This window comes from Olsenella sp. AGMB03486, assembly GCF_040884255.1.
Lineage (GTDB): Bacteria > Actinomycetota > Coriobacteriia > Coriobacteriales > Atopobiaceae > Olsenella_L > Olsenella_L kribbiana.
In genome coordinates, this window is sequence record NZ_JBEVTM010000008.1 from 58,643 (window position 1) to 81,017 (window position 22,375).

Annotated in this window: 21 protein-coding genes and 1 other RNA gene; 5 read left to right on the plus strand and 17 right to left on the minus strand. The window is 58.8% G+C overall.

Annotation, left to right across the window (positions count from 1 at the left end; genetic code table 11):
• Positions 1 to 31: 31 nt before the first annotated feature.
• From ABVS03_RS05590 to ABVS03_RS05605, 4 genes are all read right to left on the minus strand, one after another.
• On the minus strand, positions 32 to 883 hold the full coding sequence (locus ABVS03_RS05590) for a PRC-barrel domain-containing protein (RefSeq protein WP_368018369.1): 852 nt from the start codon (positions 881 to 883) through the stop codon (positions 32 to 34).
• A gap of 84 nt (positions 884 to 967) precedes the next feature.
• On the minus strand, positions 968 to 1,408 hold the full coding sequence (locus tag ABVS03_RS05595; protein WP_330972835.1) for a YtxH domain-containing protein: 441 nt from the start codon (positions 1,406 to 1,408) through the stop codon (positions 968 to 970).
• 368 nt (positions 1,409 to 1,776) lie between these two features.
• Positions 1,777 to 2,415 carry a hypothetical protein gene (locus ABVS03_RS05600; protein ID WP_368018370.1) on the minus strand — a complete coding sequence of 213 codons (639 nt, stop codon included), beginning with the start codon at positions 2,413 to 2,415 and terminating at the stop codon, positions 1,777 to 1,779.
• An 18-nt stretch (positions 2,416 to 2,433) separates the two neighbouring features.
• Positions 2,434 to 3,792, minus strand: a complete 1,359-nt coding sequence (locus ABVS03_RS05605) for a hemolysin family protein (protein WP_368018371.1) — start codon at positions 3,790 to 3,792, stop codon at positions 2,434 to 2,436.
• Positions 3,793 to 4,424: 632 nt separating this feature from the next.
• Here ABVS03_RS05605 and ABVS03_RS05610 point away from each other — a divergent pair.
• Positions 4,425 to 5,888 carry an RNA-binding domain-containing protein gene (locus tag ABVS03_RS05610; protein WP_368018372.1) on the plus strand — a complete coding sequence of 488 codons (1,464 nt, stop codon included), beginning with the start codon at positions 4,425 to 4,427 and terminating at the stop codon, positions 5,886 to 5,888.
• 603 nt (positions 5,889 to 6,491) lie between these two features.
• Here the strand turns inward: ABVS03_RS05610 and ABVS03_RS05615 are convergent.
• From ABVS03_RS05615 to crcB, 4 genes are all read right to left on the minus strand, one after another.
• A complete protein-coding gene (locus tag ABVS03_RS05615) occupies positions 6,492 to 7,685 on the minus strand; it encodes an FprA family A-type flavoprotein (protein ID WP_368018373.1) in 1,194 nt (397 codons plus the stop codon).
• A 532-nt stretch (positions 7,686 to 8,217) separates the two neighbouring features.
• Positions 8,218 to 10,284 (minus strand): elongation factor G, encoded by a 2,067-nt coding sequence (fusA, locus tag ABVS03_RS05620; protein WP_368018374.1) that lies wholly within the window; start codon positions 10,282 to 10,284, stop codon positions 8,218 to 8,220.
• A 170-nt stretch (positions 10,285 to 10,454) separates the two neighbouring features.
• Positions 10,455 to 11,042, minus strand: coding sequence for a sugar O-acetyltransferase (locus tag ABVS03_RS05625; protein WP_368018375.1), 588 nt, complete (start codon positions 11,040 to 11,042; stop codon positions 10,455 to 10,457).
• Entirely contained in the window at positions 11,043 to 11,402 is a 360-nt protein-coding gene (gene crcB / locus ABVS03_RS05630; RefSeq protein WP_368018376.1) for a fluoride efflux transporter CrcB, read from the minus strand.
• Between the two features lie 213 nt (positions 11,403 to 11,615).
• Between crcB and ABVS03_RS05635 the strand changes: the two genes are divergently transcribed.
• The 3 genes from ABVS03_RS05635 (at position 11,616) to ABVS03_RS05645 (ending at position 12,728) form a co-directional block, all read left to right on the plus strand.
• Positions 11,616 to 11,828, plus strand: a complete 213-nt coding sequence (locus tag ABVS03_RS05635; protein ID WP_368018377.1) for a hypothetical protein — start codon at positions 11,616 to 11,618, stop codon at positions 11,826 to 11,828.
• 63 nt (positions 11,829 to 11,891) lie between these two features.
• The gene (locus ABVS03_RS05640) at positions 11,892 to 12,125 is read left to right on the plus strand and encodes a type II toxin-antitoxin system RelE/ParE family toxin (RefSeq protein WP_368018409.1); all 234 of its coding nucleotides are present in this window, start codon (positions 11,892 to 11,894) and stop codon (positions 12,123 to 12,125) included.
• Positions 12,126 to 12,254: 129 nt separating this feature from the next.
• Positions 12,255 to 12,728 carry a HipA domain-containing protein gene (locus ABVS03_RS05645; protein WP_368018378.1) on the plus strand — a complete coding sequence of 158 codons (474 nt, stop codon included), beginning with the start codon at positions 12,255 to 12,257 and terminating at the stop codon, positions 12,726 to 12,728.
• A gap of 90 nt (positions 12,729 to 12,818) precedes the next feature.
• Here ABVS03_RS05645 and ABVS03_RS05650 read toward each other — a convergent pair whose 3' ends face one another.
• The 3 genes from ABVS03_RS05650 to ABVS03_RS05660 form a co-directional block, all read right to left on the minus strand.
• Entirely contained in the window at positions 12,819 to 13,250 is a 432-nt protein-coding gene (locus tag ABVS03_RS05650; RefSeq protein ID WP_368018379.1) for an Hsp20/alpha crystallin family protein, read from the minus strand.
• A 239-nt stretch (positions 13,251 to 13,489) separates the two neighbouring features.
• Entirely contained in the window at positions 13,490 to 13,990 is a 501-nt protein-coding gene (locus tag ABVS03_RS05655) for a GtrA family protein (RefSeq protein ID WP_330972618.1), read from the minus strand.
• Between the two features lie 35 nt (positions 13,991 to 14,025).
• A complete protein-coding gene (locus tag ABVS03_RS05660; RefSeq protein ID WP_368018380.1) occupies positions 14,026 to 16,569 on the minus strand; it encodes a beta-glucosidase in 2,544 nt (847 codons plus the stop codon).
• Between the two features lie 390 nt (positions 16,570 to 16,959).
• Here ABVS03_RS05660 and ABVS03_RS05665 point away from each other — a divergent pair, with 390 nt between their 5' ends.
• A complete protein-coding gene (locus ABVS03_RS05665) occupies positions 16,960 to 17,679 on the plus strand; it encodes a GntR family transcriptional regulator (RefSeq protein ID WP_368018381.1) in 720 nt (239 codons plus the stop codon).
• A gap of 81 nt (positions 17,680 to 17,760) precedes the next feature.
• On the opposite strand, the gene ABVS03_RS05670 is transcribed toward ABVS03_RS05665, so the two are convergent.
• The 6 genes from ABVS03_RS05670 to ABVS03_RS05695 all read right to left on the minus strand — a co-directional run bounded on the left by ABVS03_RS05670 (position 17,761) and on the right by ABVS03_RS05695 (position 22,274).
• On the minus strand, positions 17,761 to 18,084 hold the full coding sequence (locus ABVS03_RS05670) for an MFS transporter (protein WP_368018410.1): 324 nt from the start codon (positions 18,082 to 18,084) through the stop codon (positions 17,761 to 17,763).
• A complete protein-coding gene (locus ABVS03_RS05675; protein WP_368018382.1) occupies positions 17,981 to 18,955 on the minus strand; it encodes an MFS transporter in 975 nt (324 codons plus the stop codon). Before ABVS03_RS05675 ends, ABVS03_RS05670 begins: the two co-directional genes overlap by 104 nt.
• A gap of 522 nt (positions 18,956 to 19,477) precedes the next feature.
• Complete coding sequence (locus tag ABVS03_RS05680) at positions 19,478 to 20,023, minus strand: hypothetical protein (RefSeq protein WP_368018383.1); 546 nt, start codon at positions 20,021 to 20,023, stop codon at positions 19,478 to 19,480.
• A 146-nt stretch (positions 20,024 to 20,169) separates the two neighbouring features.
• Positions 20,170 to 20,829 (minus strand): DedA family protein, encoded by a 660-nt coding sequence (locus tag ABVS03_RS05685; protein ID WP_368018384.1) that lies wholly within the window; start codon positions 20,827 to 20,829, stop codon positions 20,170 to 20,172.
• A gap of 76 nt (positions 20,830 to 20,905) precedes the next feature.
• Positions 20,906 to 21,001, minus strand: an RNA gene (gene ffs / locus ABVS03_RS05690) — signal recognition particle sRNA small type.
• Between the two features lie 109 nt (positions 21,002 to 21,110).
• The gene (locus ABVS03_RS05695; protein WP_368018385.1) at positions 21,111 to 22,274 is read right to left on the minus strand and encodes a pyridoxal phosphate-dependent aminotransferase; all 1,164 of its coding nucleotides are present in this window, start codon (positions 22,272 to 22,274) and stop codon (positions 21,111 to 21,113) included.
• Positions 22,275 to 22,375 lie beyond the last annotated feature (101 nt).

The following is a 22,375-nucleotide window of genomic DNA, read 5'->3' on the forward strand; positions in this document are numbered from 1 at the left end:
TGCCCTTAGAACGGCCTGGCGTGAGTCAGGCCTACTTGCTTGCCTTCTTGTATTCATCCATGAAGGAGCCGAACATCGATCCCATCTTGCCGAGCTGCTTGCCGACAGCACGGGCTGCCTCCTGGCTGGATGCACCCTTCTTGGCGGAAGGCTTCTTCTTGGGCGTACCCGATGCCTTCTCGAACTCTTCCTTCGACTCTTCCATGGCCTTGGCAGTACGGCTGATGGCGCGACCAAGCTCATGCGAGCCCTTGTCCACCGCCTCGGTCGCAGCCTTGCCAGCCTTTGCGGCACCTTCCTTGCTTGCCACCTTGGCCTTTGCAAAGTCCTCGCCTGCCTTGGCAGCAAGGCCGCCATTGAGTGCAAGCTCTGCTGCGGCTGGATCTACCAGCATGAAGCCCTTTTTGTAGCCGCGAAGCATAGAGACTGGAATCTCGACTGTGCCGACAAGCTTCTGGGAGAGTCCGCCATCGCCTACATAGAAGGTCTGCGCTTCGCCGGTCGCTGGGTCAAAGGCCACGTCGTCGATGTAGCCGAGCTCCTTGCCATCCGTGGTCTTGGCATCCATGCCGCACCAGATGATGCAGGAGTCCCAAGCGATGCCAAGGCGCTTGCGCGCCGCATCGTCGAAGCTCTCCTTGCCCTTCGTGGCAACGAGGCCACGCTCGCCCACCTCGAAGGCATCATAGGCAATGAAGAGGTCTGGCCTCTTCACCATGCCTGCGATATCGGGCTGCGTGATCGTGAACCCCACGACGTGCCTGCCGTCCGGCGCGAACACCGTCATGTGCACACGGCCCAGGCTCTTGAGCTTCTCCTTGCCGGAGCGCCCTTCCTTCTTGTCATAGACATGGAGCCTGTAGAGCTTGCCGACACGAAGCATGCGTGGATTCCCCTCTTTCACAAAAAGGGGCGCAGCCACTGGCGCGCCCCTTGATACGTACCCCTACTATGAGCTTGCCAAGACCTACTCTTCGGCAGGCTTCGTCTCGGACTCGACATCCACGTGCACCGGATCGGAGGCAGCTGCAGGAGCAGCAGCGGAGCTCACGGTATCTGCAACAGAGCTTGCAGCAGAGGTGACCGTGTCGGAAGCCGTGGAGACAGCGTCGTTCAGCGTGTCGCGGAGCTGGTCCATGCGCTCGCGGGCAAGATCGATCTTTGCACGGAGCTCATCGGTGTGGGCATCGACCTGCGGACGGAAGTCGTTGAGCTTGTCGGAGACGACGCGCGACCCACGCTCGTAGGAATCGACTGCACCATCCCATGCGTCATTCATTGCATCTGCTGCCATGGCGCGGCTCTCGGCACCGGAACGGGGAGCGAGCAGAAGGCCCACGACCGCACCTACCGCAGCACCCAGCATGCTGCCGACAACAAAACCAAGACCTGCGCTCTTCTCGCTCATGTCAAATCCTTTCCATGCAGGTGCGCACTCCATGCGCAGACATTCCAAAGCCGCGCGGCATACTGCCGCCCTGTCTGGCAGATTATACCCATCCCTATCATAGCTAAGCGAGGCGAACCCTGCCAGAAGGATGCAGAAGAAGCCAAGCGGCGCAGGAGCGCTCTGAGAGCCGCCTATTCCCCTGCCAAAACTCCCTTCCCTGGGCAGGCATGCTGTGAGGATGCAGACAGGACATCTCTGCTGCCGCATCAGATAGACTGCCTTGGGCAGGCATATCTAGAAGAATCCCCGGCAGAGGGGCTGAAGCCACCTCTGCCGGGGATGGATGTCTTCTTGCGGGATGCCTGAGGCCCGCCCAGGCAAGACGCCTAATCCAGGCCTTCCCTGCCCTCGGCCCACTGGTCGACCATATCGTCCGGAACGACGGTCCAGGGCTCGCGCTCGGCGCGCTCCTTCGCAAGGCGCTTTGCCTCCGCACGCTCCTGCTGCTCCGCGACCGTACGGTCGAAGGCAGCACGCTCCTTCTCTTCCTTATCCACACGCTTCACCATGCCGACAAGGCCCTGGACGATTGCATCGATATCGGGCTCAGGGAAGCCGCCGCCTGAGAAGGCCCACTGGAGGATCCAGGCAGCAGAGGAAAGAGCTCCCACGCAGAGCACGTCATCCGGACAGACGAGCTGCACATGGTAGGTACGGGCAACGCCTTCCACAGCCTTCGTGCGCCCATAGCTGATATCGTCGCCGAGGTTCGTCCTTGCCATGAGCTCGACAGCTACATGCTCGAGAAGGTGTGCGACTTCGGTTCCGCCCATAACATCGCGGAAGGTCTTGCCGCCGTCGCCCACGCAGGCATGGCTTGCAATCTGCGGCATGAGACGCCAGACCCTCGTCGTGGCATCCAGGTCCTCGTTTGTCATTTCCGGATAGCCATCGCCTATGCGCACACGGGCCGTCAGGAACTCCGGTCCGATCGAGATCTTCTGGAACTCTATGATGTTGGACACAGCGAAACCTCCTGCACCTTAGTCCTCTTCGTGGTCCTTCGGCTGCTTCTTCTCCTCTTCGGAGGGTGCCTCTTCAGGCTCTTCCTCCTTGGCAGGCTCGGGCGCCGTGACACGCAACAGGGCGATTCTCCTTCCGCGCATGGACTGCACGCGGAACGTATACCCATCCTTCGTGTAGACGTCACCCGGCGAGGGCAGCTGGTCGGCAAGCTCCAGGATGAATCCAGCCACGGTCTCGTATTCCTCGTTGTCAGGGATAGGCCAGCCGAGGTCTGCTGCATCGTCCACCGAGAAGCGGCCATCGACAAGCCATTCGCGATCGGAGAGCTTCGTCAGGTACTTGTTATCGGGGTCGAACTCATCCTCGATCTCTCCGACAATCTCCTCGACGATGTCTTCGATCGTTATGACGCCAGCCGTTCCGCCATACTCGTCGACGACAATGACCATCTGGTCATGGGAGGACTGCATCTCCTGGAGAAGCGGGATGATGTCCTTCGTGTCAGGCACGAAGTCGGCGTCACGCATGAACTTCGAGATGCTCTCGTCCTTGTTCTCGCCGTCCATGAGGGGGCTGATAATGTCCTTGATATGGGCGATGCCGACGATGCGGTCCACGTCCTCATGGTAGATGGGGATGCGGGAGTAGCCCGTGCGGCGCATGACCTGAAGGACCTGCCCCATGGTCGAGGTGTCCTCCATCGCGGTCATATCGACACGAGGGACCATGACCTCACGGGCAATGGCATCGCCGAGGTCGAAGATCTCATGGATCATCGACTTCTCCGAATCGGAGAGGTCGTCTGCATCGGAGACCATGTACTTGATCTCGTCTTCGGAGACGTTGTTGCGGTCCTCCGCAGACTTCACGCCCAGAAGATGCGCCAGGCCATTTGCGCTTGCCGATGTGAGCCACACGAGCGGCTTCACGATCGTGGCGAAGGTCTTCAAGGGGCCTGCGACCTTCTTTGCCATCTTCTCGGCGTCTGCCATAGCGATGCGCTTGGGGACAAGCTCGCCCACGACAATCGAGAAGTAGGAGACGATGAGCGTGATGATGATGGGAGCGAGGACAGAGGCGGTCGCTGCGCTCATGCCGAGCGATACCATCCATGCTGCAAGCGGCTCAGAGAGGCTCGTGGCAGCAAATGCCGAACTCGCAAATCCCACCAGCGTGATCGCGACCTGAATGGCCGCAAGGAAGGCTGTGGGGTCCTCTGTCATCTGGGCAGCAAGTGCCGCACGCCTGTCCCCCTCCTCCGCCTCATGGTCGAGCATGACCTTCTTGGCAGTGGAGAGTGCCATCTCCGACATCGAGAAATAGCCGTTAACGATAGTCAGAAGTATCGTGACGACGATGCTAATTGCTATGTCCATGCGCGTAGGCGCTTGCCTCCCGGATACGTGCGAATCTTAAAGCCCAATTCTACCAAAACGTACTGTCCTGTTCTGGCGGAGCCCACCAGCAGCGTAAGACCATCCTGGCGGGCTGCCGAGAAATCCTGCATGCATACTTCGTTTCTACCCAAGAAACAGCTGTTCTGCCGTATTTCCGCCTCGCCAGAGACCCGGCAGACGAGAAGATGCAGCCAGCCTCACACAGAAGCCCTCTATCCGCCCTGTGGCAGACAACGGAGAGGAAGACACCTGCCCGCCGCGGCTTGCTCTCCTGAAACTGATTGAGTCTCACGTTTGAGTATCATCTTTGGATCACATAAGATGCAGAGATGATACTCATGCTGCCTGCCCAGCCGCCCTTCAGGCGTAGGACCGAAAGATCAGCACAGAATCGATCCATTCCTTTGCCAATAACATAGCCAGTCTCATCAGAGTGCAGGTCCATGCAGCCTTCAGGACCCGCGCCGATATTTGCCTGCTGTCCGCACGGTCTCATCCTGCTCAGGCCCCGCGTCTTCAGCCCTGTATTTGGGTCTCACGTTTGACTATCATTTTTGAGTATCATGAGACTCAAAAATGATAGTCAAAAATGAGACTGAAAGGCTCCGCAGATGGCTATTCCAACCACTATCGAAACGCTGCTGGACGGACAGGTCGTTGAATGGGCAAGAATCGAATTCAAGGAGACTTGGGATCCGCAGGCCTCCCTGAAGACCATCTGCGCCTTTGCCAACGATATCGATAATTGGGGAGGCGGCTATATCGTTATAGGCGTGCACGAAACCCGAGGCAGGCACGAAGCGATAGGTGTCCCTGAGGAAATGGTCGATGGATGGCTGAAGGACATGCTCAACAAATGCAAGCTCATCCAGCCTCCCTATATGCCCATCACCGAGGTCTGCACATACAAAGGCAAGACCTTCATTGTGATCTGGGCGCCCGGGGGAAGCCAGAGGCCCTATTCCTCTCCAAAATCGATGGGCAAGAAGTCAGAGAGGGTCTGCTGGATCCGGAAGATGGCAAGCACAGTCGAGCCGACGCATGAGGAGCAGGTCGACCTCTACAACCTTGCAAACAATGTCCCCTTCGACGACCGCATCAACCACGCCGCCGATATCAGCGACCTGAGCCTGCCACTCATCAGGTCATATCTCAAGAAGACCGGAAGCTCGCTCTACAGCCGTGCCGACACTATGGACTTCATCGAGCTCTGCAGAAGCATGAATATCGTCGATGGCCCGACGGAATATGTGAAGCCCAAAAATGTCGGGCTGCTGTTCTTCTCCTCGAATCCGGAGCGGTTCTTCCCCTATGCAGCCCATATCGATATTGTGGAGCTCCCTGACGGAGAAGGCGGAGACCGCATATTCGAGCATTCCTTTGCAGGTCCTCTTGATGCACAGCTGGAGGGGGCCCTGCGCTATCTGCAGAACAACGTGATCGAGGAGGCCATCACCAAGCTGCCAGACAAGGCTGAGGCCGAGCGGTATTTCAACTATCCCTATCAGGCCATCGAAGAGGCGCTCGCCAATGCTGTCTACCACAAAGGCTACGATACCCGCGAGCCCATCGAGGTGCGCGTGCTTCCCGACCGCATCGAAATACTGTCGCATCCTGGAGCGGACCGTTCCATCACTATCGACAATCTCAAGCAGTTCAGGGCGGTCAGCAGGAGATACCGCAACCGCCGTGTCGGAGAGTTTCTGAAGGAGCTCCATCTCACCGAGGGCAGAAATACCGGCATCCACAAGATGCTGCAGTCCCTCGCAGAAAACGGATCTCCTGAGCCTCTGCTCGAGACCGATGAAGACAGGATCTATTTCCTGACGACCATCTATAAGCGCAACCTTGCAGAACGGCAAGATGCCCCTTCGCCACGCTCGCAGGCAATCGCAGAGCGTCGGGAGAGGCTGCTTGTCTATCTGTCAGAGCATCCCGCATCATCTCTCGCCGAAGCCAGCGTCAGTCTGGGTGTCAGCAGGGCAACGACGAACCGTGACATGGCCGAGCTGCGTGCACAGGGGCGCATCCGCCATGAAGGTGCATCCAGGACAGGAAGATGGATCGTTCTTTGATTCTCTCAGCTATCTGTCAACGGCATGTTTTGAGTCTCATCTTCAGGCATCGCTTTGCGATGCCCTGGGTGCCAGAATGAGGCTCAACATGGGTCTGGATGCTCATGCGCCAGCATCCGCAGTGCGCTGCAGCCAGACGGACGGCCATCCACGATACGGGCGCTGAGCTGGGAGGATACGCAGCCAGCCCAGTGTCTCCCCAGCTGGATGCAGCCTTGAACCTGCATCTTCGATTCTGTGTTTGGGTCTCACGTTTGACTATCATTTTTGAGTATCATGAGATTCAAAAATGATAGTCAGACCTCTCGTACGCGAGCTCTGCTTCCACCTCTTGCCATGCCCTATGGACAGGCCCTGGTCTCTTCGCCCCCTGCCGCTATCCTGCATGATGCCCAAGCCAGCCGGATGGGGGCAGATGGTCCAGCACAGCTCCAGGCATCCCACAAGATTTCCTTCTGGCGGCACGGCCGGGAGCCTGCACCACACATCCATGCCACTCTTTTCGGTCCGACAGAGATGGAGCCGGGACAAAAGTCCCGGCTCCATTGGCAGCAGGCGCATCTGGCATGCAGTACTGCTTTGCCTCCTTCTTGATAGGAAGCCCTATGCCTCTGCCTTCACGAGGGCGATGACCTTGTCGCGGATAGCGGCAAGGTGCTCTTCGGAAGGAATCCAGTTCTCGGAGATGGTCTCGCGCACATCGAAGCCGACAGAAGACATCTCGGAAGCGATCTGCTTCTGTGCAAGCGGAGCCCAGCCATAGGAGCCGAAGGCAATGCCGATGCGACCCTGGTTCTTCGGGGAGAGGCCCTTCATGTAGCACAGGAACCCTGCGATGGTCGGAAGCATCTGGGAGTTGAAGGTAGGCGATCCCACGCAGACATACTTCGCATCGAGGAAGGCATTCATCACATCAGAGTTGTCGTTCGCCTTGATGTCCATGAGCTCGACCTTGACGCCAGCTGCAAGGAAGCCGTCAGCGATAGCATGGGCCATCTTGTCCGTGGAGCCCCACATCGAGTCATAGACCACGACAGCAGAATCCTTGAGGGTACCGGAGGTGTACTCCTCCTCGTACGCCTTGAGGATATCCTCCACATGCGAGCGCCAGATGACGCCGTGAGCAGGGGCGATCATATCGATTGCGTCCGCACCGAGGGAGCGCACGGCCTTGACGGCGGCAGCTGCCTGCGTGCGGTAGGGCTGGACGATGTTCGCATAGTACTTGCGTGCCTGGTTCAGGACGACAGAGAGCTCGTTCTCGTCGTCGAAGCGGCCAGAGGATGCATAGTGCTGACCAAAGGCATCGTTCGAGAACAGGATCTTGTCATAGGCATCGTAGGTGACCATGTTGTCCGGCCAGTGGACCATGGGCGTCTGCACAAAGGTCAGCGTGCGCTTGCCGATCGAGAGGGTATCTCCCGTCTTCACGCCATGATAGCCGAGGTCGCCGTAGTGTGCCGTGAGGCCACGGACGCCCTGGGGTGCGGAGGCATAGATCTCGACGTTCGGGGAGAGCTGCTTGATGACAGGGGTGGAGCCAGAGTGGTCCATCTCCACGTGGTTGCAGATGAGGACATCGATCTTGGAAGGATCGATCACGGTTGCGATGCGGGAGATGAGCTCGTCCTTGAACGTGATCTTGGCCGTATCGATGAGCGTCACCTTCTCGTCCATGATCAGATAGGCGTTGTAGGTGATGCCGTCCTCGGTCTTGTAGCCGTGGAAGCTGCGGGCATTCCAGTCGAGCGCGCCCACCCAATAGACATCGGGCTTTACCTGAATTGCAGTGAGCATGGGAACCATCCTTAGTTGAATGACATCTGGCATATCTGAGCATATCACGCGGCAGAGAGACACAGATATGCATCTTTGCTCTCAGATGCTACCGTTTTTCAGATGGTTCCGGAAGGCTACAATCGATAAAAGCTATCAAATAGGTGATATTTGCTTGGCGCAGAACGAGGTGCAGAAGAAATGCTTCAGCCTCCTGTCGAAGGAAGCCCATAGCAGGATGTGCGACCCGACGGGACAGGCTCTCGTGACACGCCTGATGCCATCCTTGTCCCATCTGGCTTCGACTCGAACTTGTTTAGTTCTGCTCCCGCTTGTTTACTTTTAGACCCAACTTGTTTAGCTCTAGCCCCTATTTGACTACTTTTCGTGCCTATTTGACTACTATTCGAATAGTAGTCAAATAGTAGTCAAGCAGTTGCCGAGCATCTGCGGCCATGTTTGTCCCTTGGGGCCCCTCAAAACGCTTCGGCAGCAACAAGGCCTGCAGGCTCGGATGGACCTGCAGGCCTTCTGTCTTCCTGTGTGCATGTGCCTACTTAAGGCCGGCAGCACGCCTTTCCTGATACTCCTTTGCAAGCTTCTCCTGCACGTCGTGCGGGACCTGCTCATAGCCGGAGAGCTCGATCGTGAACTCGCCGGTACCGCGGGAAAGCGAGCGCAGGCGTGTCGCATAGTCGACGACCTCGGCATATGGCACGGTCGCCGATATCGTTGTCATCCCTGCCGCTGCGCCCTGGCCTGCCTCCATGCCCTCGACGCGGCCACGCGATGCCGAGATGTCGCCCATGATGGAGCCGGCGTAGGACTCAGGCACCGACACCTTCATCTTTGCCATGGGCTCCAGAAGCACCGGCTCTGCCTGCTCGACGGCCTTCTGGAAGCCGATCCTCGCGGCCGTCTTGAAGGCCATCTCATTCGAGTCGACCGGATGGTAGGACCCGTCATAGACGGCGACCTTCACGTCGATCATCGGGTAGCCTGCCAGCACGCCTTCTGCCATGGTCTCCTGGACGCCCTTGTCGATGGCAGGGATGAAGTTCCTCGGGATGTGGCCGCCGACGACCTCGTCGACGAACTCGTAGCCCTTGCCCGGGTTCGGCTCGAGCCTCAGCCAGCAGTCGCCGAACTGGCCGGCGCCGCCCGTCTGCTTCTTGTGCCTGCCCTCGGCAGACGCGACACGGCGGATCGTCTCGCGATACGGAATCCTGAGCTTCACGGTGTGGGCAGTGATGCCGACACGGTCCTCGAGGCGGTCAAGAAGCACGGAGACCTGTGCCTCGCCGATAGCGGAGATGACGGTCTGGCCCGTCTCCTCGTCGCGCTCGACCTTGAGGGTAGGATCTGCATCTGCTGCCTTCTCGAGGAACGTATAGAGCTTGTCTTCGGTGCCGCGCTTGTCCGGCTCGATAGCAATGCGGTAGAGCGAGTTCGGGAAGCGGAAGGCAGCTGCCTCGACCTTGCCGGTGACAGAAAGGGTATCGCCCGTCTGTACCTCGAGCTTCGGCACGACGACGATGTCTCCTGCCGATGCCGACTTCACTTCCTGGGTCTCCTTGCCCATCATGCGGAAGAGGTGCGTGAGGCGCTCTGTCTTCCTTGTGCGGGCGCACACGAGCTCCAAGCCCGGCGTCACGGTGCCGGCCAGGACCTTCAGGAACGAGAGGCGGCCGTTCGAAGGATCCTGAAGAGACTTGAACACGAAGGCGACCGGACGGTCGTCATCAGGCGAGATATCGAGCTGCTCGCCGTTCACGAGCGGGATGCGGCCGAAGTCCGCCATGGCCGGGAAGTAGTCCACGACATTGTCCATGAAGGAGATGACGCCCTCCTCCTTCACGCAGGAGCCGGCAAAGACCGGCACGAAGATGCGCTCGACAAGCGCCTTGTGAAGCAGGCCTTCGAGCTCTTCCTGCGTGAGCTGCTCTCCATCGAGGTACTTCATCATGAGGTCGTCGTCTGCCTCGACGACAAGCTCGCAGAGGGCATCGCGCGCTTCCTGGAGCTCGTCTGCATACTCTGCAGGCACCGGCCCCTCGACGGGCTTGCCGTTCTCGAGATGGCGGGCTACCTGGTGCACGACGTCGATGACGCCGGAGAAAGCATCTCCTGTCCCCATGGGAAGCGTGACCGCAGCAAGACGCGGGCCGAAGTGCTCCTTCAGGCTCTCGAGCGTCGTTGCGAAGTCAGCTTCTGCGCGGTCGATGCGGTTCACGAAGACCGCACGTGCAAGGGAGAGGTCTTCTGCGGCAAACCAGAGACGGGTCGTCACGGCAGCAGGGCCGCCTTGGGCATCGACGACGAAGAGCGCCGTCTCGCAGGCGCTCATGGCTGCATAGGCGTCGCCGACGAAGTCAGGATAGCAGGGAGCGTCGAGCACGTTGATGCGGGTGCCCTTCCACTCGATCGGGGCGATGGTCGTCGAGATGGAGAATCCGCGCGATGCTTCCTCGTTATCGTAGTCAAGCGTGGGCTTGGTGCCTGCATGGCCTCCGAGACGGGTGGTCTTGCCCGTCAGGTGCAGCATGGCCTCTGCCAGCATGGTCTTGCCCACGCCGCCTTGGCCCACAAGGACAACGTTTCTGACCTTCTCATCACCCATGATGTGCCTCCTTGGTCCAACGGAGAGCAAGGCAAGTCCCCGCTCTTCCGCAGCGAGTCGCTTGCCACACACCTTACCCACAAGAGCGGGATAGAGACGCTATATATCGGGAGGCGTGAGGCTTCGCGTGCCAGACGGCACAGGAGACGGCATAAGCGCAACGAAGGAGGCTATTTCTTGATGCGATCTTCGTCTGTGATGGGACGCACGACCCTGGCAGGGACGCCTGCCGCAAGGACATGTGCCGGGATGTCCTTCGTGACGACGGCACCAGCAGCTATGACCGAGCCCTCGCCGATATGGACGCCAGGCAAAAGCGTCACGCGGGCACCGATCCAGACGTTGTTGCCGACCTCGATCGGAAGCGCGCGCTCGATGAAGGAGTTCCTTTCTTCTGCCACGAGCGGGTGCTGTGCCGTGTAGGCACCGAAGTCAGGACCGATGAAGCAGTGCTCCCCTATCGTTATCTTTGCCCCATCCATGAAGTACGCACCATGGTTCACGAAGGTATGGGCACCGATATGCACATTGAAGCCATAGTCCACCTGAAGCGGCGCCCAGAGCTCCATATCTTCGCCGACTGAGCCCAGCAGGTCTTCCAGGAGCTCCTTCTGCCGGGGAAGGTCGGAGGGCCTTGCCTGGTTGAACTCGTATGCCATGTCCTGGGCACGCTCGCGGAGCTCTGCGAGCTCCTCGTCTTTCCCGGCGTCGTACCAGACGCCTTCTGCCATGAGTTCCTTAGCGCTCTTCTTCTCCATCTATGCCACGAGCCTTTCTCCTGCGACGACAGCAAATACACCTGCAACAAGAGAGATACCCATATAGAACGCCGCTGCACCGTAGGCGCCCTTGTCGATGAGTCCCTGCGACTCGAGCGCGAACGTAGAGAACGTCGTGAAGCCGCCGCAGAAGCCGGTCTTCAGGAGCAGCTCCCAGCGCGGCGCAAGCGCACCTTTGAGGATGAGGCCGGTAAGGATGCCGATAAGGAAGGAGCCGAGGAGGTTGATGGCCAAGGTCTTCCAGGGGAATCCTCCCTGGGTGCCTACGGGCAGAAGCCCTATGAGGTAGCGGAGGATAGCTCCTGCAGCGCCGCCGAGTCCTACCATGATGCATTCCATAGCAAGCCTTTCTCTCAGATTCAGTGCATACCAGCATAGAGAAGAAGGCTTTTCCTGCATGCTCTGAGCCAGCAATCCGACAGAGTGCACGCATTCCATCCAGAGAAAGATGCTGCTTCAGGCAATCACGCAGAACTCTGCATATGCTGTGGACACGCAAAACTTTGCGGCTCTATTATATATGCGGAGCTTTGCGTAATGAGGAGCCATATTATGGATGCACATCTGATTGCATCGCCCCTTCAAGCAGGCAGTGCTGTTCGTCTGGAGCGTATGAGCATTGAGCAATGCTCCGAGCTCACAGATGGCATCGAACGAAAGCTGGATGAAGCTGATGCCGCCGCGGAACAGACCGCTGTTCGCTACTCTTCATCGGAGGTCTTTGGCAGAGCAAGGAGCAGGATCGATGGGCGCGCAGAGATATAGGCTGCTATTCAATCCCATCTTTGAGAAAGACCTGAACGAGATTACGGACTATATTCCATCCATCTGCAAAATCCAGAGGCAGCACTCCGGCTGGTCGATGATCTCGAGAATGCAATCTATAGACGGCTAGAGATTCCGCTAGCTTTCGCACCCTATCCCTCGTCAAAAGCCAGGCCCCATCCTTACTATCGAATGAATGCAAGGAACTACTCAGTCTTCTATGTTGTCATAGACGACACGATGGAAGTTCGTCGTGTCCTATATGCCAGACGCAATCTTGACAAGCTGCTGCCATGATTTTCAGCTGGACCATCTCCTGAATCAGCATGTCCGGCATCTGCCGCTGCGCACCTGGCATATGCTCTCGCAGCAGCCTTCATGTATTCAATGGGCTTTCATTGATCCGCCGTTCCCGAGATTGCCACATTGCTGCTCGGGACCTTTGCACCGCGCGAGAACATGGAGCACTTCGTCGAGGACTTGTTCTTCTGCTGCCACATTGGCGCTACCTGTGCCCATGCGAAGAACTATGCCCTGCTTTTGGGCTCGAAAAACGTTGCCTTCCTGTCTCCGCTCTATGATGTGGCATCTGTGCTTGGCTGCAGCGAGATGCGCAGGAAAGCACGTCTCGCGATGAGCATCGGAGCAGAGATGCAACTGGGACGCATGAGCAGGCAGGCTCTCGAGCGCCTTGCTGCAGCAGGCAAACTCGAAGAGCTCGGTCTGGACGTCAGCTGGTGCATCTCCCCCATGCAGGACATTGGCAAGAAGATCCTTGCAAAGGAAGCCAGCCTCTTCGACGAGCTGGCATGCATTCCAGAGATGGAAGAGCTCAGGGCACATCTCGAAGCTCCGCTTGTCGAGAATGTCTTGTCCATTCTGGCATGCATCGAGTCATAAGCTTGGCAATCTGCTTCGCCCGGCACGCGATACAAAAAAGAGGGGCAGCGCCCTGAGACGCTGCCCCTCCTGCACAGGCTACGGAAGAGATTACTGGATCTCGACCTTGGTCGCATTGGCCTTCTGCTCTGCGATCTTGGGGACGTTGACGGTGAGCACGCCGTCCGCAAGCTTTGCCGTGATGCCCTCGTTGGCGGCATCCTTCAGATACACGCCACGGCTTGCCTGCCACTCCGAGGTCTCCTTCTGCAGGTAGTTCTTGCCCTTGTCCTCGTCGGACTCCCTGTGGTCCACGGAGATGGAGAGCCTGCCCTCGTTGAGCTCGACGTCGACCTCATCCTTCGAGACGCCCGGAAGATGGGCCGTCACCGCGTAGTGGTCGCCTGCATCCTCGACGTCCATCGGGAATGCGTCGGACGCATCCACCGAGAGCACAGGCGCGAAGAAGTCATCGATCGCGCCGAACGGCCATGCCCTGCGGAGAGCCTTCTCGTAGTCGCTATAGGGAACCATTCCTGCCATCGTTACCACTCCTTCAAGTGTTCCGGAGGCCCTTCTGGACCTCCTCGGGTTTCGCTTATATATATTGCCGGCTGAGATAGTTTTATACATATAATCTCAGTTTTTCTAAGTTTTCTTAGCTCACTATATCTAAGTGCCTATTACTTAGATATAGGCCTTCCCTATAAAGGTGGAGGCCCTCCTGCAGCAATGCCACAGAAGGGCCCAAAAAGGGAGGTGTGGGGAGATACCAGGAAGCCTTATTTGTCCGGAGCGATCCAGAACTTGAGGAGCGGGAAGCTCACGATGACGGCGAGGAGAGTGTTGACGACAGAAGCGACGGTGCCGGCAAGCTCGGCGCCCATGCCCCACGTACTCTCGCAGAAAGCCGTGACATGGCCCGGCAGGATCAGGTTCACGACGACGATGACGACAGCGAGGACCGCATACTTCGGTGCGGACTTCGAGAAGTCAGCCGTCGACTTGAAGACCCACTTCATCTGGACGAAGAAGTTCACGACCTGTGCCAGCACCTCAGCGATCAGGAAGGTGATGAACCCGCCCAGGCCATGGGAGCCCGGCGTCGTGTAGTCGAAGATGAGGAACGAGAACGGGCTCGTCAGCTGCATCGCATTGATGAAGAGCGCCGTGCCGATCCAGGTGCAGATGAAGCGCGTTGCCGTGGAGATGTTGCTCAGCACCTGGAACTTGATGAATTCCCAGAGCGTCTCATGTTCCTGGGTCCACGTCTTGAAGCTCATGAAACGAATCCCTTCTCTCGGGGTGGCTGCCTATATCAGTTGCGGTCCTGCGCTGCGAGGAGCTTCTCGCCCCGTGCGTTGAGCACGAGATTCTTGATGAGCTCGTAGGCAAGCGGCGCGAAGAACCAGAGGAACCAGACGAGCAGGAAGAAGTCTCCTGCAAAGATCTGGACGATCGCTGCAGGCACAAGGCCGCAGAGTCCCCAGCCCTGGATCTCGCGGACAAGCGCATCGACAAGACCCATCGACACGAACTGTCCGGCGTTCTTCGCAAGGGCGCGAAGCGGCATGTTGTAGATGAAGAGGACATTCAGGTTCGGACGTCCTTCCTTGGCGCCCTTCTTCACGAGATGCTGGAGCACGAGCCAGACGATCCAGAAGATCGGGCTCCTGCCGTGGTTGAGGTCGCGGAAGCAGGTATTCCTGTCGAGCGTCACGCGCGGCTCAGGAAGCCTCCTGCCGAGGAGCTCCTCGAACTCCTCCTTCGCAATGCCGTGCACAGCACCCGTACGGTACTCGGGGATGTTTCTTCCCATGTAGGGATCGGGGGCATGCGTATCAGCCAGGAGCACGACTGCCTTCAAGGCCTGGTGCTCGCTCGAGCCGCCGACCTTGACCTCATAGTTGCCGCCTTCGACTTCCCAGGCACCCGTCGCCACATTGAAGTAGCGGAAGGCGCGCTCGTCGAGCTCGATGGTCACGGTCTTCTTCTCGCCCGGCTCAAGCGCGACCTTCGCAAATCCCTTGAGCTCCTCGGCGGGACGGAAGATGCGTGCCTTGGGCTTTGATATATAGACCTCGGCCACCTCGGCGCCAGCACGGGTGCCCGTGTTCTTGAGATCGAACGTGACCGTTGCGGTGGGGAGCTTTCCTGCCTTCACGTCGGACTGCTTCACATGGACAGAAAGATTGCTGTAGGCAAATGTCGTATAGGAGAGGCCATAGCCGAACGGGAACGCTACAGGGACCTTCGCCGTCTCGTAGTAGCGGTATCCCACATAGATGCCTTCGCGGTACTGGGCATCGGCATCGTCAGACGGGAAGATGCCATCGCATGGGGTATCTGCGAGAGCCTTCGGCCAGGTCTCTGCAAGCTTGCCGGAGGGGTTCTGGGCACCCGTGAGCACCTCGAGCGCAGCGCGTGCCCCTGCCTGGCCGCCGAGGCCGAGATAGAGAAGGGCCGGCACCTCGTCTGCCCAGTCGGTCGCGACCGCGCCGCCTGAGGAGAGAAGGCAGCAGATATTGCTGTTCACAGAGCTCAGCTGCTTCATGAGCGCGACCTGGTTTGCCGGAAGCTCGAAGCTCGTCCTGTCCATGCCTTCGGACTCTTCAGACTCAGGAAGTCCCAGGCAGAGCAGGACGACATCTGCCCTCTCTGCAAGAGCGACTGCCGCCTGGGCACGCTCGGCATTCTTTTCGCCCGAGCGCTCGAAGCCCGGCTCGTAGCCCACGAAGTCGAGGCCGGAGTCCTGGATGCATTCGAGAAGCGTCTCAAGCTTCGTCGGGTTCACGAGCGAGGAGCCGGCACCCTGATAGCGGGGCTCCTTTGCAAAGTCGCCGATGAGGGCAACCTTCGTCTTCGGAGCAAGAGGCAAAAGCGGCTTCTCCCCTGCCTTCTCGTTCTTGAGAAGGACGATGCCTGCGGCTGCAGCACGCTCTGCCACGGCATGGTGTCCCTCCTCGTCGAAGGAGGAGGCAGCGTTTGCTGTTGCATCATGCGTCGAGAGGATGAGCTCGAGCGCTTCGGAGACACGCCGATCGAGCAGGTCCTGGGAGATCTTGCCATCCTTCACGGCTGCGATGAGCTCGCGGGTGGAGTCGAGTCCCGGTGCCGGCATCTCGAAGTGCGATCCTGCGGCGACGCCTGCAACATGGTCGTTCGAGCCGCCCCAGTCGGTCACGACAGCACCCTTGTAGCCCCACTCGCCGTAGAGGATGTCCTGAAGAAGGTGCGTGTTCTCGTTTGCGTAGACACCGTTGACCCTGTTGTAGCTCGACATGACCGCCTTGGGCGCTGCCTCCTTGACCACGATCTCGAAGGCCGCAAGATAGATCTCGCGGAGCGTCCTCTCGTCGAGGATGGAGTCGGATGCCTGGCGGCGGGTCTCCTGGCTGTTCGCAGCAAAGTGCTTGACGCAGGCACCGACGCCCTTGGACTGGACGCCGCGCACGTAGGCAGCAGCCATCTTGCCGGCAAGGTAGGGGTCCTCCGAGTAGTACTCGAAGTCGCGGCCGCCCAAAGGGCTCCTCTTGATGCAGATGCCCGGTCCGAGAAGCACGTTCACATCCTCGACAGCAGCTTCCTCGCCCAAGGCCTCGCCGACCTCCTCGACAAGACCTGTGTCCCAGGTATCTGCCAAGGTCACTGCCGTCGGGAAGCAGGTCGCAGGAAGCGAGCCGCCGATGCCGAGGTGGTTCGCTCCTTCTGCCTGGCGCCTCAGGCCGTGAGGGCCATCGGAGAAGACAAGCGACGGCACCTCTGCATGCTTGATCTCGCGCGTGCCGAAGGCGGTGGCACCCACGAGCAGGGCGCACTTCTCTTCGAGCGTCAGCTTCTTGAGTATTGCTTCTGTATCCAAGAGTCTGCCCTTCCTCCCCTGGGCCGGTTGCATCCAGCCCTCTCTTTTTCTGATTCTCAAGATAGCCGAAGGAGCGGATGAGATGCCTCTTGCGGCACAAACGGTCACCTCCGCGACGCATGCTGCAGAAAAGAGCCTGAAAGCAGCCAGCAGCGGCTGCGGCATGAAAGGATGGATGGACCAAAGAGGAAGGAGCGGCCAGCGCAGCAGGCAGCCAGATTGCCGGATGCATCCCCTTCTCCCCACATCAGGCTATCCCGCTTTTTCCGTGTCATGCATCCAAAAGGATTCCTACTCTGCTATTCATGAGTAGAGAGAGCGGAGCCGTATGGATAGAGCAGAGCGCGGGTATGTGCGAAGCTGTCCTTACTATATGAGAGCAGGCAGAACGTGCTGAAATACCAAGCGGTCATAGACGATATCGTGGAAGGCATAGAGTCCGGCGCCTATCCACCCTACTCCCAGCTTCCCTCCACAGCGCAGCTGTGCGACAAATACGGCGTCAGCAAGATCACGATCAAGAAGGCCATGGACCAGCTCGAGTCCATGGGCTATATCTCGAGGCGCCGAGGATCGGGCTCCTTCGTGAAGAAGATTGGCGAGAAGGTGCCCGAAGCCCTCATGGGCGAGTACTCGAACCAGATGACGGGGTTCATGGCGGAACACAGGGCAAGAAGCGAGAAGGTCTCGACGAAGGTGCTGCAGTTCACGGTCGAGCGCCCCTCCGACAAGGTGGCCGAGGCTCTCGATACGGACAAGGATGGCTTCGTCTACCATATCGTGCGCGTACGCTCGGCAAACGATATGCCGCTTGCAATCGAGTACACCTATATGCCCATCGATGTCATCCCCGACCTCAAGACCGCAGCGGTCGAGACAAGCATCTATTCCTTCATCGAGGACGATCTCGGCCTCAAGATCTCGAGCGCACACAGGACCGTGCGCGCGGTGCTCCCCACCCAGCTCGAGGTCGAAGAGCTCCATGAGTCGAAGACGAGCCCCTTGCTCGAGGTGGAGCAGACGGCCTTCCTCGACGACGGCAAGGCCTTCGAGTACTCCATCTCCCGCCATGCCCATGGCTACGAGCTCTACGTGATCTCTGCGAAGTAGAAAACATACTCCAAGACGCAACAAGGCGGCAGGCAACGTGTGTGCCTGCCGCCTTTCTCATAGCGGGATATATATCTGGAGCTAGCCCTTATGCGCCTTCAGGATCTTCGTGAAGGACGTGTCGGAGTGACGTGCCCAGAAGAAGTAGATGAGCACGGAGACGACGCAGGCAAGAGACACCACGGACCACATCGTCGTGTAGCCGGCAGCCGTGATGAGCGAACCTGCGACACCGCCACCCAGGCCGTAGCCGATATCGTAGCCGCAGAGGAACGTGGAGTTCGCAGAGCCCCTGCTTGCGTCATCTGCCGTGTGCACAGCCATGGACTGGAGGCTCGGCTCGAGGCCGCCGAAGGCATAGCCTGCCAGGATAGCAGAGACGATGAATGTGGGTGTCGTCGGCACGAAGGCAAGGAGCAGGAAGGCCACAAGCATTGCAGCTATAGACGAAGAAGGCCTCGCCCTTCTCGTCCACGAGCTTGCCCAGGGTCACACGGACGAGCAGGAGCATCGCAGACATGACAAGAAAGTAGATGGAGCCAGAAGGAAGGCTCTCCTCCGATGCGAAAAGCGCGACGAAGTTCTCGAGGGCACCGAACGTGAACATGAAGACGAGCATCGTGACCGTGGCAGGAAGCGAGTCCCTGTTGATGATGGTCCTGAGGTCGAGCTTCTTGTGCGGCACATCGACCCTGGGCGCCTTGATGAACATGAAGAGAACAAGGCCAAGAAGCGCGATGCCTGCTGCGGTGGCATAGAGCACCTGGAAGCCGAAGCCATACATGAGCTCGAGACCGAGGGCAGGTGCGATAGCCGATGCCAGAGCTGTTGCCATCCCGAAGTAGCCCATGCCTTCGGCGAAGCGCGGACGGCAGATAACGTCAGAAGCGACCGTAGCGGTCGTGGAGTTCGAGAACGAAAGTCCCACGCCGTGGAGCATACGGAGAGCGATAGCCAGAGAGAGCGTCGGCACGAACACGTAGCCCAGAGGCGCCAGGCCGAGAAGCAGGAGGCCGATAACGAGGGCAGCACGCCTCACGCCGTTGTCGAGCCACCAGCCCACGAATGGACGGATGATGACAGCAACGAACGAGAAGACCGCGGCACAGATGCCGGCAATTGCCTCGGTCCCGCCCAGGCTCTGGATGAAGAACGGGAACGTCGAGAGGCTCATGATGTGATTCGTGAAGACGCAGAGATTCACGAGGATGATAAGGACAAGATCCTTCGTCCACAGCTTTGGCTGCGTGCCTTGAGATGCATTCTTCTGTGACATAGATTCCTTCCTCTACGAGCGATATTTGCCACAGCACAGGGCCGTGCCCGCAGAGGCGAGCGACCCTTTCATCAACTGGACTTACGCCAAAAGGGCCACTCATTGATTCAACTGCATTATACGACGCAGGCAGGCACTGGCCACGAAAAGCCCAGAGCTTGCCGGGGGCACGCTCGGACGAGGCGGGAATGCATCTGCACAGGAAAAGAAGCGCTGGTGCATCTGCCTGCCCGGCGCTGCGATATTCTTCGATGCCAGAACGTGCGCCTCACGCTGAAGGCTGAGTCCCAAGAAATAAGAGGCAGATATGCTTGCTTGCTGGCATCATGCGCAGGCATGGCATACGCAAAGAGGATACGAAGCGTGCCTGCAGACGGGCAGAGGTACTCATCGACGCAGCCAGATTGACCAAGAACGAAAAACACTCCGGAACGCAGGCGTCCCGAAACGATAAGAGGATGGCTCCCGTTGAGATACAGGAAGCGCATCCCGAATCGGCATGCGCTGTCCACTGCTGGCTCTTTAGGCCTCTGCTCCTTCAGAAGCTGCCTCTTCCTGCTTCTCCCCTGCATGGCTGAAGCACTTCGCAAAGACAAGGCGCGTGATGGGGCCTGCAGCAAAGAGGTTCCACAGCAGCGCCATCGGGAAGTTCTTGATGAGGGTGCCGACAAAGATGGCAGGAAGCTGCATGACCGGCATGCCGCCCAAGATGATATTGAAGAGGATGGATGCCACCATGCTCATGGTCGGGCACATGATGAGCACGGTGCAGGAAGAGCGCACGACCGTGCAGAGAAATGCGTTGTCATGGCTGGGATCGACAAGCCTGGCCGAAAGGCCTGCTCCCACACGGGTGCCCCAGAGATTCGAGAACAGGAACACGAAGAGCCACATGTAGGAAGCCTCGATGAGAGCTGCCAGGAACACGTCGTTTGTCATGTTCGAGAACCCTCCCGGCATGGTCGGGATTCCCATCTTCCAGGCAACGTTGTAGACCTCCATCCCGTATGCCATCGTCACGCTCATGAGCACTCCGAAGATGATTCCCTGCACCCTGTTTCTCGGCATGTTCCCATTCCTTTCCGCGTACACAAAAAGCGTGCAGGCCGAATCTTCGGTCTGCACGCTTTGCCCTGCACTTTTCGTCTGTACGCTACACGCAGCAACTACTCTAGCACCCACGCATGGGCAGGTCTCAGAAACGACACAGAAGCCTACTCGCCTTCAGGTGCCTTCTTCTTGCCGAACTTCGCCTTCAAGGCTCCCACGACAGCCGGGATGACAGAGACGAGGATGATGCCGACAATGACAAGCTCGAAGTGCTCCTGCACGGCGGGGATGCCGCCGAAGAAATAGCCCAGAAGCGTGAAGAGCGTGGACCAGCAGACGCCCCCGAGGATATTGAAGATCACGAAGTTCCTCCAGTGCATGCCTCCCATGCCGGCGAGGAACGGCACAAACGTGCGGATGAACGGGAAGAAGCGGCCCAGGAAGATCGCGAGGTGACCCCACTTGTCGAGGAAGTCCTCCGTCTTCTTGACGCGCTCTGGCGTCATGGCCTTCACCTTGCCGGAAGCGACGATCTTGCGTCCGAAGAAGTGGCCAATCATGAAGTTGCACTGGTCGCCGAGGATGGCGGCTGCCCAGGCGCAGGCCAGAAGCAGGTAGATGTTGAAGCCCCCGTTATGGGCAAAGAAGCCGGCAGCAAAGAGAAGCGAGTCTCCCGGCAGGAACGGGAAGAAGACGATACCCGTCTCGATGAAGACGATCAGGAAGATGAAGCCATAGGCATAGAGCGGACCTGCTGCGATCCAGGCAGCGATGGCAGTACGCGGATCGTGGATGAGCTCGGCAATCGCATTGATGAACGACACTGACCTTCTCCTTACAGAAGCCCTTTATACAGAGAATGCCTCGCAGGGCAGAAGTCCTGGAGGCACTCATGCAGTGCATTCGATGGGAACGGGCGCCCGCCCGAGGCTCCTTATGGCTGCTGCCTCCCGGCCCTGACCAGGTTCGGAACAGTGCGTCGCCCGAACCCATCGAATGCACTCGCGATGAAGAAGTATAGCGGAAAGGCTGCCTGCCACAAAGAGGATGCCTGTAGCAAGGCCAGAAGCTCCACGAGACTTCCGCTTTCAGCGGCGGAGAGCGCCTAGTCGAGGAGGCGCTTTGCCGGCACCATGCGCTCCAGGGCATCGTTCAGGATGCGGTCCTCGCGTGCAAAGTGGAAGCGGATATAGCGGCGCTCCGGATGCTGGAAGAAGTAGGAGGCAGGAACGCCTGCCACGCCGACCCTGCGTGCAAACTCGAGCGCGAAGCGGGTGTCTGACCCCATGGAGAAGCCGGAGATGTCGCAGAGCACATAGAAGGTGCCCTGTGGCTGGATATAGGGGATGCCAAGAGCATCGAGCCCGCTGCAGAAGAGACGGCGCTTTGCCGTATACGTGGCCTTGAGCGCCTCGTAGTAGGCATCGGGGAACATGAGACCGGCCACCGCTGCCTCCATGAGAGGGGCAGAAGACGAGTTCGAGAAGCGCTCGTGCACCCGCTTGGCCGTATCCACGATCTCCTTCGGCCCATAGAGATAGCCCAGGCGCCAGCCCGTGATGGAGAACGTCTCGGAAAGCGAGCTGCACATGATTGTCCGCCTGTCCATGCCAGGAAGCGTGCAGAAGTAGATATGCTCCATCGGCTCATAGACGATGTGCTCATAGACCTCGTCCGTGATCACATAGAGGTCATGCTTCTCTGCGATATGGGCGATAGCGGAAAGCTCGTCCCTATCGAACACCTTGCCGGACGGGTTGTGCGGGTTGTTGAGGATGAGCGCCTTCACGGCAGGGTCTGAGCAGGCACGATCCAGCTCCTCTTCCGAGAAGCTGAACGAAGGCGGTGTGAGCTGGACAAAGATGGGCTCAGCTCCTGCCATCCTGATATCGGGCACATAGTTCTCGTAGCAGGGGTCGAAGACGACAACCTTGTCTCCTGGCGCGACAACCGTGAAGAGCGCGACGAGCAGCGCCTCTGTGCAGCCATTGCAGACGACGACATTCTCATCGGGGTCGAAGTCCATCTTTGTGAAGCGGTTGACCTTCTGCGTCAGCGCCTCGCGGAAGTTCGCTGCACCATAGGAGATGGCATACTGGTTCGGGCCTCCGTGCGTGACCTCGGAGAGACGGTCGGTCAGGGCTTTCGGCGGCGTGAAGGACGGAAATCCCTGCGAGAGGTTGATAGCGTCATATTCATAGGCAACCTCTGTCATCGTATGGATGGCAGAGACCGGTATCTCTCCTGCACAAGGATTGAGGCTCTTCATGGGACAGCACATCCCTTCTCCGCTGGCCGAAGCGCACGCGCGCAACTTGTTCATCATACTAAAGCGCCTTATCCATGGATACAGCAATCGGGCAGACGGAT